Raw genomic sequence first — 15,676 nt, forward strand, 5'->3', positions numbered from 1 at the left:
GCGTTTCAGGCTTCCAGGTAGCGCTGCGCCAGCTGTTCGGCGGCGTGGCGTGAACCGGGGGTGAGGTGGGGGGCGACCAGCATCATGATCTGGTAGACCACCAGGCGCACTTCGCCATCGGCACCGACGATGCGCTGGTAGTCGAGGGAGAACAGCAGGGTCAGGGTGATCTGTTCGACCAGTTGGCCGAGCGACTGGGTTCCGCTCTGCAGCTGGCCTTCGGCCTTGAGCCGGGCCAGCAGGGTGGCCAGGGTGCGCTTGAGCAGGTTGAGCCACTGGCGGATGCCGCGGCCCAGCTTGGGCAGGCGCCCGGCCAGGTTGGACAGGTCCTGGAACAGGAAGCGGTACTGCGCCAGGCGCTCGACGATCAGGTGCAGGAACAGCCAGTAATCCTCGGCGCCCAGCTCGGCATCCAGGGGCGGGTCGAGCAGCGGCGCCAGGTCGCTCTGGAAACGCTCGAACAGCTCGAGGATCAGCGGCTCCTTGCCGTGGAAGTGGTAGTACAGGTTGCCCGGGCTGATGCCCATTTCATTGGCGATTTCGAGGGTCGAGACATTCGGCTCGCCCTCCCGGTTGAACAGGTTCAGGGCGCATTCGAGAATGCGATCGCGAGTCTTCATTCCATGAGTGTTCTGTGGCCGCGGGAGCTCCGACCATAACCGGCCGGGCGCGCCCCGGCCAGTCGTTTTAGTCGCTCTTCAGCGGACGTGCACATAGGTGCCGGGCGCCGCCTCCATGGCCGGATACTTGCTGTTGCCGATGTTCAGCACGGTCTCGCGGCGCTCGCCGGAGCGTTGCTGGGTCCAGGCCAGCCATTCGGGCCACCAGCTGCCTTCCTGTTTCTTCGCGTCGTAGTACCAGGCGCGGTGATCGCCGCTGAGCTTGCCGTTGTCCAGGTAGGTGGCCTTGGGGTTGCCCGGTGGGTTGAGGATGCTCTGGATATGCCCGCTGTTGGACAGCACGAAGCGGCTGTCGCCGCCCAGCAGCAGGGCCGAGCGGTACACCGAGTCCCAGGGGGTGATGTGGTCGTTGATTCCGGCCACGCTGAAGCTGTCGAGGGTGACCTTGCTCAGGTCGATCGGCGTGCCGCAGATCTCCATGGCTCCGGCGCGAGTCAGCGGGTTGTGCTTGAACAGGTCAAGCAGGTCGCCGTGCAGGGCGGCCGGCAGGCGAGTGTTGTCGTTGTTCCAGTAGAGGATGTCGAAGGCCGGCGGCTCCTTGCCGAGCAGGTAGTTGTTGACCCAGTAGTTCCAGATCAGGTCGTTGGGGCGCATCCAGGCGAACACCCGGGCCATGTCGCGACCGTCCAGCACGCCGCTCTGGTAGGAGCGGCGCTTGGCCGACTCGAGCGTCTGCTCATCGGCGAACAGCATCGCCGGGCTGTCCACCTGGCTGTCCAGCAGGCTGACCAGATAGGTGGCGCAGCCGATCTTGCGCAGCTGCTTCTTGGCCTGCAGATGGCCCTGCAGGGCGGCGATGGTCAGGCCGCCGGCGCAGGCGCCCATCAGGTTGACCTCCTTGCTGCCGGTGATGGCGCGGCACACGTCGACGGCCTCCTCGAGGGCCTGCACGTAGCTCGACAGGCCCCACTCGCGATGCCGCGCATCCGGGTTGCGCCAGCTGATGACGAAGGTCTGCAGGTCGTTCTTCAGGCAGTACTGGATGAAGCTCTTCTCCGGGCTGAGGTCGAAGATGTAGAACTTGTTGATCTGCGGCGGGGCGATCAGCAGCGGGGTGGCGTACTGCTTTTCGCTCATCGGCTTGTAGTGGATCAGTTCCAGCATCTCGCTGCGGAACACCACGGCGCCGGCGGCGGTGGCCAGGTTGCGGCCGACCTCGAAGGCCTGCTTGTTGACCTGGCTGGGCAACCCGCTGTTGTGCAGCAGGTCGTCGAACAGGTGGCGGGCGCCGCGCAATACGCTGCTGCCGCCGGTATTGAACAGCTCCTTGAGCGCCTGCGGGTTGAGCAGGCTGTTGGAGGGAGCAATGGCGTCGTTGAGCAGGGAGAACAGGAAGTGCGCGCGGGTGCGGTCGTCTGGCGACAGGTCGCTCTCGTCGATCCATGCCTTGAGCTGCTTCTGCCAGGCCAGGTAGGCCTGCAGGCTGCGTTTGTAGAAGGGGTTGAGGCGCCAGGTCGGGTCGCTGAAGCGGGCGTCCTGCGGGTTGGGCTGGTGCGGGGTGTCGCCCAGCATCACCCGGCCCAGCTGTTTGCCGAAGGCGAACAGGTGGCGTGAACTGTGCACCGGCTGGCGCAGGCCCTGGAACGCCAGGGTGCGCAGGGTGGAGAACAGGTCGCGGCCGCGCAGGCCGATCATCGCGCTTTGCGCGTTCATGTAGTCGGCGGGTACCGGCAAGGATTCCGGGGCAGTCTTTTCAGGCATGGGGCAGGCTCCATCGTCAAACCGTCATGGATAGATGACAGCAAGGCTTGTACCAAGGCGCGCCGGAACGCATTCCAGACTGCCGCGCAAGAATTCCTTTTACTCCGGCAGGGCCCTGGGTAAGGGCAAGTCTGCCGGCGCAGCACTACAGTTGTGCGGTCAGTGACCGCGAATGGGCACGGGTTGCGGATGCATCACCGCGCGATGCCGCTCTTCCTCGAGAAACTTCATGATGATCGGCGCCACGGCCTCGGCGCGGGTCACCAGGAACAGGTGGCCATCGTCGATGACGTGGAACTCCGAGTTGGGGATGCGCCAGGCCAGCAGGCGCATGTTGACCAGCGGGATGAGCGGGTCATCGTCGCCGGCCAGTACCAGCGTAGGCTGCTTGATCCGATGCAGCCAGTGGATGCTGGTCCAGCCGAGGCCGGCGAACAGCTGCCAGTAGTAACCCATCTTGCCGCCGGAGCGGACCTTGCTGGCGTGCGCCAGGGCCAGCTTGGGGTCGCGGCGGAAGGCGCCGCCATAGATGTCCGGGGCGATATGCACGCCGTAGGACGGCTGGATGTAACGGCGCGGGCTGGCCATGCGCCAGAGCACCTTGGGCTTGCCCGGCACCATCACCGCGCCGGCCGAGGTGGCGGCCAGCACCAGCTTCTTGCAGCGCTCGGGGTAGTCGTGGGCGAACTGCTGGGCCAGCGCGCCGCCCCAGGACACGCCGATGGCATTGACCTGGCCGTAGTCCAGGTAGTCGAGCATGCGCGCGGCCAGCTTGGCCAGGCCGGGGAAGCGGTACGGGGCGCTGGGGGTGGAGGAGCCACCGACGCCGGGGACGTCGAAGGCGATCACTTCCAGCTCCGGGTCGAGGGCCTGGACGAACGGCATCACCAGCTCGAGGTTGGCGCCGATGCCGTTGAATATCAGCAGCGGCGTGAGCTTGCTGTTACCGGGGCGGACTGCGGTGCGGATGGTCTGGCCGTCCAGTTCGATGGTACGGAATGCGAAAGGTTGCGGCATGCGCTAAGCCCTATGGTTTGATCCGTGGCGAGCCGATATCCAGCGCGGCTCTCCAGTGACCCACCGGCTGGGTGGGCAGGCACTGCCCCGGCCTTACCGGCCGGGGCAGCGGACGGCACTTCCAGGTGTCGTCGGCAGTACTGCGCAAGGTGCAGTGATACAGGTGATGTTGTTGTCGTGTGTCTAGCGCTCGTGCACGTAGGTGCCGGGCGCCGCCTCGCCGGCCGGATGGGCCTTGTTGCCGAGGCTGGTCGGCGACTTCTTCAGCTTGCCCGAACGCTCGGCCAGCCAGTTCTGCCAGTGCAGCCACCAGGAGTCGGCGTGCTTGGTCGCCGTCGCCTGCCAGGCGCGCGGGTCCAGCGGCATCTCGCTGTTGGTCATGTAGCGTGCCTTGGGGTTGCCCGGCGGGTTGAGGATGCTCTGGATGTGCCCGCTGTTGGACAGCACGAACTCGCACTTGCCGCCGAACAGGTGGGCCGACTTGTAGCAGGAGTCCCACGGGGTGATGTGGTCGGTGGTGCCGGCCACGCAGAAGAAGTCGCAGGTGACCTGCTTGAGGTCGATCGGCGTGCCGCAGACTTCCAGCGCGCCGGCGCGGGTCAGCGGGTTGGTCTTGAACATCTCGATGAACTCGCCATGCAGGGCGGCCGGCAGGCGGGTGGTGTCGTTGTTCCAGTAGAGGATGTCGAACACCGGCGGCTCGTTGCCGAGCAGGTAGTTGTTGACCCAGTAGTTCCAGATCAGGTCGTTGGGGCGCATCCAGGCGAACACCTTGGCCATGTCGCTGCCTTCCAGCACGCCGCTCTGGTAGGAACGGCGCTTGGCCACTTCCAGGCTCTTCTCGTCGGCGAACAGGGCGACCTGGGTGTCGAGCTTGGTGTCCAGTACGCTGACCAGCAGGGTCAGGGCGTGCACCTTGTGCTCGCCGAGGGCGGCGTAGTGGCCGAGCAGGGAGGCGGTGGTCAGGCCGCCGGAGCAGGCGCCGAGCATGTTGACGTCCTTGCTGCCGGTGATCGTCAGGATCACCTCGATGGCTTCCTTGAGCGCCTCGATGTAGGTCGACAGGCCCCACTCGCGCTGGGCCTTGGTCGGGTTGCGCCAGCTGACCACGAAGGTCTGGATGCCGTTGCGCAGGAGGAAGCGGGCGACGCTCTTTTCCTGCGACAGGTCGAACACGTAGTACTTGTTGATCTGCGGCGGCACCACCAGCAGTGGGCGTTCCTGCACCTGCTCGGTGATCGGCTTGTACTGGATCAGTTCCAGCAGGTCATTGCGGAACACCACGGCGCCGTCGGTGGTGGCGAGGTTCTTGCCGACCTCGAAGGCATCCATGTTGACCTGGCTGGGCATGCCACCGTTGTGCACGATGTCCTTGGCCAGGTGGGCGAGGCCGTCGAGCAGGCTCTTGCCGCCGGTTTCGAAGAAGCGTTTGACCGCGGCCGGGTTGGCCATGCTGTTGGTCGGTGCCATGGCTTCGGTCATCAGGTTGATGACGAAGTGGCCGCGGCTGGTGTCCTGTTCGCTGAGGTGGCTGTCCTCGATCCACTCGTGCAGTTCCTTGCGCCAGGCCAGGTAGGTCTGCAGGTAGCGGCGGTACAGCGGGTTCTGGCTCCAGGCCGGGTCGGCGAAACGACGGTCGCCTTCCTCGGGGGTCAGTTCCGACTGGCCGAGCAGAACATTTTTCAGCTCGAAGGCGAAGTGAGTGACGTGTTTGGCGCTGTGGAACGGTTGCTTGAGGGCCTGGCCGAGGACCATGCGGGCGGAGGTCAGGATGTCCTTGCCACGCAGGCCGATCACCGGGTTCAAGCCGAGGGTGCTTTCCGATGCCTGCTGCTTCAAATCTTCGTTGTTCTTGTTGCTCATCTACGACGCTCCATTGTCCTGAGACGAATACCTGCACGCTGACACAGGGCGAGGGGCTGGTACTGCTCGGGTTACCGGGTGCGGAAGTTTTCCGCGCTTGCTCAACATCTGGCTATGCCAAATGCACGGAACCTGCCAGTTCCTTGGTTACCCGAGTTTCTACTTTTGCGCAAGTTCGCCGATCCTGATGGGATTGCGCGCGGCAGTATGCCCAGGCACTTTAGAAAGTGCGCCCTAACCGTTAAGACAATATTGCGCGGGGCCGATCCAGGGGCGGTCCCCGTTTCGTTCACGGCCGCGACGGAACCCGTTTTTGCGCGGAGCTAGGCGCGAGACGCGAGGTTTGGTTGTCCAAATGAGCCGTCGAGTAACGACGTTCCGCACAAAAACGGGTCCGTCCCTGCGGGTTGCGCGCAAAATCGCGCCATGCGTCGTTGCGGGACTTGCCAAGGGAATGACCATTGCCTGCGTCCCACGCCTAGCCTGGCGTGATTTTGCGCAGCAACGCGGTTCGCGAACGAAACGGGGACCGCCCCTAGAGCATCAGCTTGACGATAGATTCGTTCGGGTCGCGGGATTTTCCGGCTGTGGCCAGCGCGGCGAGGTAGTCGGCCCAGAGTTCGTCGTGGCGGGTGGCCAGCTGATAGAGGTAGTCCCAGGTGAACAATCCGCTGTCATGGCCGTCGTCGAAGCACAGTTTCAGTGCGTAATTGCCGGCCGGTTCCAGGCGGCTGAGGCCGACGCCGAGCTTGCCGGTTTGCAGGATGGGGTTGCCGTGGCCCTGCACCTCGGCCGAGGGCGAGTGCACGCGGAGGAATTCGGCGCTGAGGCTGTAGCGCTGCTCGCCGTAATGCAGCTCCAGGGTCTTGGAGGCCTTGTGCAGTTTGATCGAGCTGGGCATGCGCATGGATGGGCTTCCGGGAAACGGGTGGATAACGCTTGGCATTATCCACCTGCTGCCATCAGAGGATATAGCGCGACAGGTCTTCGTCCTGGGCCAGCTCGCCGAGGTGGCTGTTGACGTAGGCGGCGTCGATGCGGATCGGCTGCTCGTCATGCTGGGCGGCCAGGTCGCCGGCGCTGAAAGAGACTTCCTCGAGCAGGCGTTCGAGCAGGGTGTGCAGGCGCCGCGCGCCGATGTTCTCGGTCTTCTCGTTGACCTGCCAGGCGATCTCGGCGATGCGCTGGATGCCGTCCGGGAGAAACTCGATCCGCAGCCCTTCGGTCTGCAGCAGTGCGCAGTACTGCTCGGTCAGCGCCGCGTGCGGCTCGGTGAGGATGCGCTCGAAGTCCTGCGGCGACAGGGCCTTGAGTTCGACGCGGATCGGCAGGCGACCCTGCAGCTCGGGCACCAGGTCGCTGGGCTTGGACAGGTGGAAGGCGCCGGAGGCGATGAACAGGATGTGGTCGGTCTTGACCATGCCCAGCTTGGTGTTGACCGTGCAGCCCTCGATCAGCGGCAACAGGTCGCGCTGCACGCCCTCGCGGGACACGTCGGCGCCGCCGACATTGCCGCGCTTGGCCACCTTGTCGATTTCGTCGATGAACACGATGCCGTGCTGTTCCACCGCTTCCAGGGCCTTGGCCTTGAGCTCCTCCTCGTTGACCAGGCGCGCGGCTTCCTCGTCGCGCACCAGCTTGAGGGCGTCCTTGACCTTGAGCTTGCGGTTCTTCTTCTTGCCCTTGGACAGGCCGGAGAACAGGCTCTGCAGCTGGTTGGTCATCTCCTCCATGCCCGGCGGGGTCATGATCTCGACGCCGGCCGGTTGCTCGGCCACTTCGATCTCGATCTCCTTGTCGTCCAGCTGGCCTTCGCGCAGGCGCTTGCGGAACAGCTGGCGGGTGTTGGAGTCGTGGCTCGGCGTCGGGTCCTCGTTGAAGCCGGTACGCGCCGGCGGCAGCAGGGCGTCGAGGATGCGCTCCTCGGCGGCGTCTTCGGCGCGCATGCCCATCTTCTGCACTTCCTGCTCGCGCAGCATCTTCAGCGCGGCATCGGCCAGGTCGCGGATGATCGACTCGACGTCGCGGCCGACATAGCCGACCTCGGTGAACTTGGTTGCCTCGACCTTGAGGAACGGCGCGTTGGCCAGCTTGGCCAGGCGGCGGGCGATCTCGGTCTTGCCGACACCGGTGGGGCCGATCATCAGGATGTTCTTCGGCGTCACTTCCTGGCGCAGCTCGGCGGGCAGCTGCATGCGCCGCCAGCGGTTGCGCAGGGCGATGGCCACGGCGCGCTTGGCGTCGTCCTGGCCGATGATGTGGCGGTTGAGTTCGGAAACGATCTCGCGGGGCGTCATGGGCATGGGGTGGGCTCCGGAAGCCGCGCTTATTCGGCGCAGTCTTCTTCCTCGATAGTCAGGTTTTGATTGGTGAAGACACAGATGGAGCCGGCAATGTTCAACGCGGTTTCGGTGATCTCACGGGCGGATAGATCGGTTTTCTGCAGCAGGGCCATGGCCGCGGCCTGGGCGAAGCCGCCGCCGGAGCCCATGGCGATCAGGCCGTGCTCGGGTTCGACCACGTCACCGTTGCCGGTGATGATCAGCGAGGCGTCCTTGTTGGCCACCGCCAGCATGGCTTCCAGGCGGCTCAGCGAACGGTCGGTGCGCCAGTCCTTGGCCAGCTCGACGGCGGCGCGGACCAGGTGGCCCTGATGTTTTTCAAGCTGCCCCTCGAAACGCTCGAACAGGGTGAAGGCGTCGGCGGTGGCGCCGGCGAAGCCGGCCAGCACCTGGCCGTGATACAGGCGGCGGACCTTCTTGGCGTTGCCTTTCATCACGGTATTGCCGAGCGATACCTGGCCGTCGCCGCCCATGACGACTTTGCCGTTGCGGCGCACTGAAACGATGGTGGTCAAGGGGAGAGTCTCCACGCAGCGGGGCGAAGTTGCCCGAATGGAGAATCAGATGGGGTGGCTGGCCCGGCTTTTCAACCGGGCGGTCACAAATTGGCGATCAGCGCGACTGGCGTTGCTGTAACAGCAGGTTGCTGAAGCCGCTGCCAGCCAGCTGCTTCTGCGCGCTGGCCAGTTGCTCGCGGTTGGCGTAGGGGCCGACCAGCACGCGGTACCAGGTTTCCTCGCGCACCGTGCCGGACTCCACCTGCACGTTCTGGCCGAGCAGGATGATCTGTGCGCGGACCTTGTCGGCATCGTCCTGCTTGCGGAACGAGCCGGCCTGGAGGAAGAACAGGGTAGTGGCCGGAGCCTTGGCCACCACCGGCGGTGGCGGCGGGGTCTGGCCATTGAGCAGGGCCTCGGCGCGGGCCGCATCGATCTTCGCCGCCTCTTCCGGGCTGACCGGCTTGCTTTCGGCGGCTTGTTTTTCGGTCGGCAGAGCCTCCGGCGGCACTATCACCTCCGACTCCGGCAGCAGGGTGTAGAAGTCGTACTTGGGCTTGGCGGCCTCCGGCTTGCCGGATGGCGCCTTGGCCGGTTCGTCGGCCTGCGCCGCGCGCGGGCGCGCCTGCTCGGGCTTGTCGCGCTTGATGCCGTCGCGGCCCGGTTCGAGGCTGAACAGGAACACCATGAAGCCGCCGATCACCAGGCCGCAGGCCAGCCACACCCAGCCGGGCACCGGCTTCTTCGCCGGTGCCTGGTAGCGGCTGGCGCCGCGCTTGGGCGCCGGCTTCTTCTTCGCTGCCGCCACTTACATGCGCTCCAGGGTGTCCAGGCCGAGCAGTTCCAGGCCCTGCTTGAGGGTGCGCCCGGTCAGCGCGGCCAGGCGCAGGCGGCTGTTGCGCACGGCCTCGTCCTCGGCACTGAGGATCGGGCAGTTCTCGTAGAAGCTGGAGAACAGCCCGGCCAGGTCGTACAGGTAGGCGCACAGCAGGTGCGGGGTGCCCTTGTCGGCAATGCCGCCCAGTACATCGGCGAACTGCGCCAGCTTGCCACCCAGGGCCTGCTCCTGTTCGGCGACCAGCGCGATCTGCCCGCCGATCTCGCTGATGTCCTTGCCCAGCTTGCGGAACACGCTGGCCACGCGGGTGTAGGCGTACAGCAGGTAGGGCGCGGTGTTGCCCTCGAAGCTCAGCATCAGCTCGAAGTTGAAGCTGTAGTCGCTGGTGCGGTGCTTGGACAGGTCGGCGTATTTCACTGCGCCGACACCCACGGCGCGGGCGATTCCACGCAGCTCGGCCTCGTCCAGCTCGGGGTTCTTGGCCTTGACCAGGCTGTAGGCGCGCTCTTCGGCCTCGTTGATCAGGTCGACCAGCTTCACCGTGCCGCCGTCGCGGGTCTTGAACGGGCGGCCGTCGGCGCCGTTCATGGTGCCGAAGCCCATGTGCTCCAGTTGCATGCTGGCGGGGACGAAGCCGGCCAGGCGCGCGCAGGCGAAGACCATCTGGAAGTGCAGGGCCTGGCGCTGGTCGACGAAGTACAGGGCGCGATCGGCCTTCAGTACGTTGGCGCGGTAGCGGGTGGCGGCCAGGTCGGTGGTGGCGTACAGGTAGCCGCCGCCGGCCTTCTGCACGATCAGCGGCAGCGGGTTGCCTTCGGCGTTCTTGAACTCGTCCATGAACACGCACTGGGCGCCTTCGCTTTCGCTGAGCAGGCCCTTGGCCTTGAGGTCGGCGATGACGTTGGCCAGGTCGTCGTTGTAGGCGCTCTCGCCCTTGACGTCGGCCATCGTCAGCTTGACGCCGAGGCGGTCGTACAGGGCCTGGCAGTGGCTCAGGGAAATGTCGTTGAAGCGGTGCCACAGGCGCAGGCACTCGGCGTCGCCGGCCTGCAGCTGGACTACCAGTTGGCGGGCGCGCTCGGCGAATTCGGACGACTCGTCGAAGCGCTTCTTCGCCGCGCGGTAGAAGTTTTCCAGGTCGGCCAGCTCGCTTTCGGCGGCTGCCGGGTTTTCCTGCATATAGGCCAGCAGCATGCCGAACTGGGTGCCCCAGTCGCCGACGTGGTTCTGCCGGATCACGCTGTCGCCGAGGAACTCCAGCACGCGCGCCACGCCGTCGCCGATGATGGTCGAGCGCAGGTGGCCGACGTGCATCTCCTTGGCCAGGTTGGGTGCGGACAGGTCGACCACCACGCGCTGCGCCGGGCCGGCCTTGCGCACGCCGAGCCTGGCGTCGGCCAGGGCCGCTTCCAGGCGCTGGGCCAGGGCGTCGCTGTTCTGGAAGAAATTGAGGAAACCGGGGCCGGCGATGTCGACCTTGCTCACCTGGGCGTCGGCCGGCAGGGCGGCGACCAGCTTCTCGGCCAGCTCGCGCGGCTTCATGCCGGCCGGCTTGGCCAGCATCATGGCGATGTTGCTGGCGAAGTCGCCGTTGCTCTTGTCCTTGGTGTTCTCCACCTGGATCGCCGGGCTCAGGCCCTCGGGCAGCACGCCCTCGGCGGTGAGGCGGGTCAGGGCTTGCTGGATCAGATGGCGGATAGTGTCTTTCATGGTCTGCTCGGTCGGCCGTGGCGGGTCGAAAACTGGGCATTATCCGTGGCCGGGGGGCGCGGCTTCAAGTCGCACGCTCCAGGCGGTTGGCAAAAGCTGCGTGCAGCCCTCTGCAATGGGACGTTCAGAACAGGTCGATGGGGTCGACATCCAGCGACCAGCGCACCGCGCGGCCGCCCGGCATGGCTTCGAGGATCGGCAGCCAGGCGCCCAGTAGTTTGTGCAGCGGCACGCGGCTGCCGGCCTGCAGCAGCAGCTGGGCGCGATGGCGGCCGGCGCGGCGCTCCATCGGCGCGGGGACCGGGCCGAGCAGCTCGATGGCTGGCAGCTGCAGTTCCTGCTGCAGCTGTTCGGCGTAGCTGCAGGCCTCGTCGAGGAAGGCCTCGGCCTGGCCCGGCTTGTGCGCCTCGGCGCGCAGCAGGGCGAGGTGGGCGAACGGCGGCAGGCCGGCACCGCGGCGCTCGCTCAAGGCCTGCTCGGCGAAGGCCTGGTAGCCCTGCTCGGTGAGCTGGACCAGCAGCGGGTGGTCGGCCAGGTGGGTCTGGATGATCACCTTGCCCGGCTCCTCGGCGCGCCCGGCGCGCCCGGCGACCTGGACGATCAGCTGGGCCATGCGCTCGCTGGCGCGAAAATCCGCGGAGAACAGGCCGCCGTCGGCGTCGAGGATGGCCACCAGGGTCACGCGCGGGAAGTGGTGGCCCTTGGCGAGCATCTGCGTGCCGACCAGCAGGCACGGCTCGCCGCGCTGCACGGTGTGGAGCAGGCGGTCCATGGCGCCCTTGCGTGCGGTGCTGTCGCGGTCGACGCGCAGTACCGGGAAGTCCGGGAAGAGGATGCCCAGGCGCTCCTCGGCGCGCTCGGTGCCGGCGCCGACCGGGCGCAGGTCGACCTTGGCGCAGTCCGGGCACTGCCGTGGCGGCCGTTCGACATGCCCGCAGTGGTGGCAGCGCAGCTCGCCGGAGCGCTGGTGCAGGGTCATGCGCGCGTCGCAGCGCGGGCACTGGCTGATCCAGCCGCAGTCGTGACAGAGCAGGGTCGGGGCGAAGCCGCGGCGGTTGAGGAACACCAGCACCTGCTGGCCGGCCGCCAGGGTCTGGCCGATGGCCTGCTGCAGCGGGCCGGAAATGCCGGAGTCGAGCGGCAGGCTCTTCACGTCCAGGCGCAGGAAACGCGGCGGCTGGGCGCCGCCGGCGCGCTGGGTCAGCTTGAGCAGGGCGTAGCGGCCGGCGTGGGCGTTGTGCAGGCTTTCCAGGGAGGGCGTGGCCGAGCCGAGGACGATCGGCAGGTTTTCCTGGCGGGCGCGCACCAGGGCCAGGTCGCGGGCGTGGTAGCGCAGGCCTTCCTGTTGCTTATAGGAGGCGTCGTGCTCCTCGTCGATGATGATCAGGCCGGGGTTCTTCAGCGGGGTGAACAGCGCGGAGCGGGTGCCGATGACGATGTCGGCCTCGCCGTCGCGCGCCGCCAGCCAGGCGTCCAGGCGCTCGCGGTCGTTGACCCCGGAGTGCAGCAGGGCGATGCGCGCGTTGAAGCGGCGGGCGAAGCGCTCCAGGGTCTGCGGGCCGAGGTTGATCTCCGGGATCAGCACCAGCGCCTGCTTGCCGGCCTCCAGGCAGTGGCGGATCAGCTGCAGGTAGACCTCGGTCTTGCCGCTGCCGGTGACGCCGTAGAGAAGGAAGGCATGGAAGCCGTGCATGCCCGCCTGCACGCTGTGGAAGGCGGCGCGCTGTTCGGCGTTCAGTGGCAGCTCCGGTTGCGCCAGCCAGCTGCCGTGACGGGCCGGCGCGGCGTTGCGGCGGATCTCGACCTGCACCAGGCCCTTCTCCAGCAGCAGGTCGAGGCTGTCCTTGTTCAGTTGCAGCTTGCTCAGCAGGCTGTGCGCCACGCCGTGGGGGTGCTGGGCCAGGGTGCGCAGCGCCTCGCGCTGGCGCGGCGCGCGGGTCAGGCGCGGGTCGTCGAGGTCGGCTCCCGCGCTGGCGTGCCAGAAGCGCTCCTGGCGCGCCTCGGCCGCTTCGCCCTGGCGCAGCAGCACCGGCAGGGCCCAGCTGAGGGTGTCGCCGAGGCTGTGCTGGTAGTACTGCGCCGTCCACAGGCACAGCCTGAACAGCGGCGCGGGCAGCGGCGTGCGGCGGTCGAGCAGCTGCAGGGCCGGCTTGAGCTTGTCCAGGGGCACTTCGCTGTGCTCGACCACCTCGATCAGCACGCCGATCATCTCGCGGCGGCCGAATGGCACGCGCAGGCGCATGCCCGGCTGCAGGGCGCTGCGCGGCACGCCGGCGGGGGCGCGGTAGTCGAACAGGCGGCGCAGCGGCGAGGGCAGGGCGAGGCGTAGAATGGTGTCGGGCACAACAGGCTCCCAATGGACGCGGCGATGCTAACACGGCCGCGCGTCGCCCTGAGCGACGGGTGGCTTGCGCGGCTGGCGGGCTCTGGTATGATCCGCGGCCTATTTCCGTGCGGTACCCGGCAGCAAGCCTGGTGGCGGCACACCAACCGAGGAAAGTGCGATGAAAGCCGATATCCATCCCCAGTACGAAGAAGTCAGCGCAACCTGCAGCTGCGGCAACGTGATCAAGACCCGTTCGACTCTGTGCAAGCCGCTGAGCCTGGACGTTTGCTCCGAGTGCCACCCGTTCTACACCGGTAAGCAGAAAGTGCTGGACACCGGCGGCCGTATCGATCGCTTCAACCAGCGTTTCGGCGTGTTCGGTTCCAAGTAAGTATCCGAGCTGCCACGGGCGACCTCATGGGTTGTGCCGCGCTGCTGAAAAAGGCGTCCCTGGTGGGCGCCTTTTTCGTTTCCGCGTTTCTGCTGGTGCCGGCCTGGGCCTTCTGCCCGCTGTCGCCGGCCTTGCCGCAGCTCAAGGTCGAACGGGTGGTGGATGGCGATACCCTGCGCCTGGCCGACGGCCGCAGCGTGCGCCTGATCGGCCTCAATGCGCCCGAGCGGGCGCGCAACGGCCAGGCCGCGCAACCGTTCGCCGAGGCGGCGCGCCGGCGTCTGCAATTGCTGGTCGAGGCCAGTGGCGGGCGCGTCGGCCTGCGTCCGGGCGAGCCGGCGCGCGATCACTATGGACGCACTCTAGCGCACGTCTACGATGCTGCCGGGCGCAACCTGGAGGCGCAGTTGCTTGCCGAGGGGCTGGCCTATCAGGTGGCGTTCGAGCCGGCTGGCGGGCTGGTCGCCTGTCAGCGCCAGGCCGAGCGGCAGGCCCGCAGCGGCCGCCTGGGCCTGTGGCGCAGCAGTCCGGTGGTGGCGGCGCAGGCGCTCGAACACGGTGGCTTCGCCCTGGTGCGCGGGCGCGTCGAGCGGGTGCAGCGCAATCGCGGCGGCTTGTGGCTGGAGCTGCAGGGGCCGCTGGTGCTGCGGATAGAGCCTAAACTTCTGGGGCATTTCGATCTCGTCGCGCTGCAGGGGCTGGTCGGGCGCGAGGTGGAGGCGCGCGGCTGGGTGGTTGACCGGGCGCGCCGCGGCGGTGCAAATGCGCAGCAGGCGCGCTGGATGCTGCCCCTTACCCATGCGGCCATGCTCGAGGTGTTGCCATGATTGTGCGTTGCGCGTTGTTGCTGGTCGTGCTGTGGCAGCTGGTCGGCTGCGCGGTCAATCCGGCGACCGGGCGCACCGATTTCGTGATGATGAGCGAGCGCCAGGAAATCGAGCTGGGTCAGCGCTACAGCCAGGAAATCCTCAAGCAGTACCCGCGCTACCCCGATGAAAAGCTGCAGACCTATGTGCAGCAGGTCGGCGAGCGGGTCGCCCGGTATGGCCATCGCAGCCAGCTGCAATACCGCTTCACGGTCATCGACAGCCCGGACATCAATGCCTTCGCCCTGCCGGGCGGGCATATCTATATCCACCGCGGGCTGATGGCCTACCTCGGCTCGGAAGCCGAGCTGGCGGCGGTGCTCGGGCACGAGGTCGGTCACGTCACCGCTCGCCACAGCGTGCGCCAGCAGAGCCAGTCCACGGCCTGGAACATCCTCGGCCAGGCGGTGGCGGTGGGCACCGGAGTCGGCGTGGCGGGCGATCTGACCAATGTCCTGGGCGGCGCCTTCGTCAGCGGTTACGGGCGCGACATGGAGCTGGAGGCCGACGGCCTCGGCGCGCAATACCTGGCGCGCAGCGGCTATGACCCGCAGGCGATGATCGAGGTGGTCAAGGTGCTCAAGGCCCAGGAGGACTTCGCCCGCGACCAGGCCCAGGCCAAGGGGCAGGAGGTGCCGCCGTCCGGCTACCACGGCCTGTTCGACACCCACCCGGACAACGATACCCGCCTGCGTCAGGTGGTGGCTGCCGCCAGCCCGCTGGCCAGCGGCCAGGGCGAGGTCGGCCGGGATGTCTATCTGCGCCAGATCGAGGGGATGCCTTTCGGCGACTCGGCCGCTGCCGGCGTGCGCCGCGGTCAGCGCTTCTACCATGGCGGGCTGGACTTCACCCTGGCCTTTCCGCCGGGCTGGGAGCTGATCAACCGGGCCGACGCGGTGATCGTGCATGCCCCCGATCAGCAGGCGTTCGTGGTCATGAGTCTCGAGCCGCTGGCGCAGCAGGCGACGGCCCAGGAATACCTTGCTCGCCGTGCCGGTCGCCAGCAGCTGGTGCAGCAGGACAGTTTCCGCCAGGCCGGGCTGGAGGTCGCCACTGGCGTGGTGCCGGGTTCGGCGGCCAAGCGGGTGGCGGTGATCATGCGTGAGAAGCAGGCGTTTCTCTTCGTGGCCGCGGTCAAGGGCCATGGTTCACTGGAAAGCCAGGATGCGCAGTTTCTCGAGGTGATCCGCAGTTTCCGTCCGCTGCAGGCGCAGGAGCGCGAACTGACCGAGCCGCGCCGCCTGCGCCTGGTGCAGCTCAAACCCGGCCAGGGGCTGGAGGCGTTGAGCGGGCAGATGAGTGTCGAGGGCGATCCGCTGACGCGCCTGCGCCTGCTCAACGGCCTGTACCCGGGCGGACAGCCACGCCCCAAGGCCTGGCTGAAGATGGTGCGCTAGGGCGCCGCAGCCCGCGTAGAGCGGCCTTGTCGGCGTCAGCCATCTTGC

The 15,676-nt window shown here is 67.2% G+C and carries 13 protein-coding genes; 3 read left to right on the plus strand and 10 right to left on the minus strand.

Going from position 1 to position 15,676, the window contains the following annotated elements:
* Positions 1 to 5: 5 nt before the first annotated feature.
* From F3I16_RS04450 to F3I16_RS04495, 10 genes are all read right to left on the minus strand, one after another.
* Complete coding sequence (locus F3I16_RS04450) at positions 6 to 620, minus strand: TetR/AcrR family transcriptional regulator (protein WP_160492511.1); 615 nt, start codon at positions 618 to 620, stop codon at positions 6 to 8.
* Between the two features lie 78 nt (positions 621 to 698).
* Complete coding sequence (gene phaC / locus F3I16_RS04455; protein WP_160492512.1) at positions 699 to 2,381, minus strand: class II poly(R)-hydroxyalkanoic acid synthase; 1,683 nt, start codon at positions 2,379 to 2,381, stop codon at positions 699 to 701.
* Between the two features lie 159 nt (positions 2,382 to 2,540).
* Positions 2,541 to 3,398 (minus strand): poly(3-hydroxyalkanoate) depolymerase, encoded by an 858-nt coding sequence (gene phaZ / locus F3I16_RS04460; RefSeq protein ID WP_160078223.1) that lies wholly within the window; start codon positions 3,396 to 3,398, stop codon positions 2,541 to 2,543.
* 183 nt (positions 3,399 to 3,581) lie between these two features.
* The gene (phaC, locus tag F3I16_RS04465; protein WP_160492513.1) at positions 3,582 to 5,261 is read right to left on the minus strand and encodes a class II poly(R)-hydroxyalkanoic acid synthase; all 1,680 of its coding nucleotides are present in this window, start codon (positions 5,259 to 5,261) and stop codon (positions 3,582 to 3,584) included.
* Positions 5,262 to 5,796: 535 nt separating this feature from the next.
* Entirely contained in the window at positions 5,797 to 6,168 is a 372-nt protein-coding gene (locus F3I16_RS04470; protein WP_160492514.1) for a gamma-butyrobetaine hydroxylase-like domain-containing protein, read from the minus strand.
* A 55-nt stretch (positions 6,169 to 6,223) separates the two neighbouring features.
* Positions 6,224 to 7,564, minus strand: a complete 1,341-nt coding sequence (gene hslU, locus F3I16_RS04475; protein ID WP_160492515.1) for an ATP-dependent protease ATPase subunit HslU — start codon at positions 7,562 to 7,564, stop codon at positions 6,224 to 6,226.
* 23 nt (positions 7,565 to 7,587) lie between these two features.
* Positions 7,588 to 8,118, minus strand: coding sequence for an ATP-dependent protease subunit HslV (gene hslV, locus F3I16_RS04480; RefSeq protein ID WP_160492516.1), 531 nt, complete (start codon positions 8,116 to 8,118; stop codon positions 7,588 to 7,590).
* Between the two features lie 97 nt (positions 8,119 to 8,215).
* Complete coding sequence (locus F3I16_RS04485) at positions 8,216 to 8,908, minus strand: SPOR domain-containing protein (protein ID WP_160492517.1); 693 nt, start codon at positions 8,906 to 8,908, stop codon at positions 8,216 to 8,218.
* Complete coding sequence (gene argS, locus F3I16_RS04490; RefSeq protein ID WP_160492518.1) at positions 8,909 to 10,648, minus strand: arginine--tRNA ligase; 1,740 nt, start codon at positions 10,646 to 10,648, stop codon at positions 8,909 to 8,911. It lies immediately after the preceding gene.
* 124 nt (positions 10,649 to 10,772) lie between these two features.
* Entirely contained in the window at positions 10,773 to 12,992 is a 2,220-nt protein-coding gene (locus tag F3I16_RS04495) for a primosomal protein N' (RefSeq protein ID WP_160492519.1), read from the minus strand.
* A gap of 160 nt (positions 12,993 to 13,152) precedes the next feature.
* Between F3I16_RS04495 and rpmE the strand changes: the two genes are divergently transcribed.
* From rpmE to F3I16_RS04510, 3 genes are read left to right on the plus strand one after another with little or no spacing between them, the layout of a single operon-like run.
* Positions 13,153 to 13,365, plus strand: a complete 213-nt coding sequence (rpmE, locus tag F3I16_RS04500; RefSeq protein WP_160078237.1) for a 50S ribosomal protein L31 — start codon at positions 13,153 to 13,155, stop codon at positions 13,363 to 13,365.
* Positions 13,366 to 13,391: 26 nt separating this feature from the next.
* Positions 13,392 to 14,192, plus strand: a complete 801-nt coding sequence (locus F3I16_RS04505; protein WP_160492520.1) for a thermonuclease family protein — start codon at positions 13,392 to 13,394, stop codon at positions 14,190 to 14,192.
* Complete coding sequence (locus tag F3I16_RS04510; RefSeq protein WP_160492521.1) at positions 14,189 to 15,628, plus strand: M48 family metalloprotease; 1,440 nt, start codon at positions 14,189 to 14,191, stop codon at positions 15,626 to 15,628. Before F3I16_RS04505 ends, F3I16_RS04510 begins: the two co-directional genes overlap by 4 nt.
* The last annotated feature ends 48 nt before the right edge of the window (positions 15,629 to 15,676 follow it).

The organism is Pseudomonas sp. L-22-4S-12, assembly GCF_009799935.1.
Classification (GTDB): domain Bacteria; phylum Pseudomonadota; class Gammaproteobacteria; order Pseudomonadales; family Pseudomonadaceae; genus Aquipseudomonas.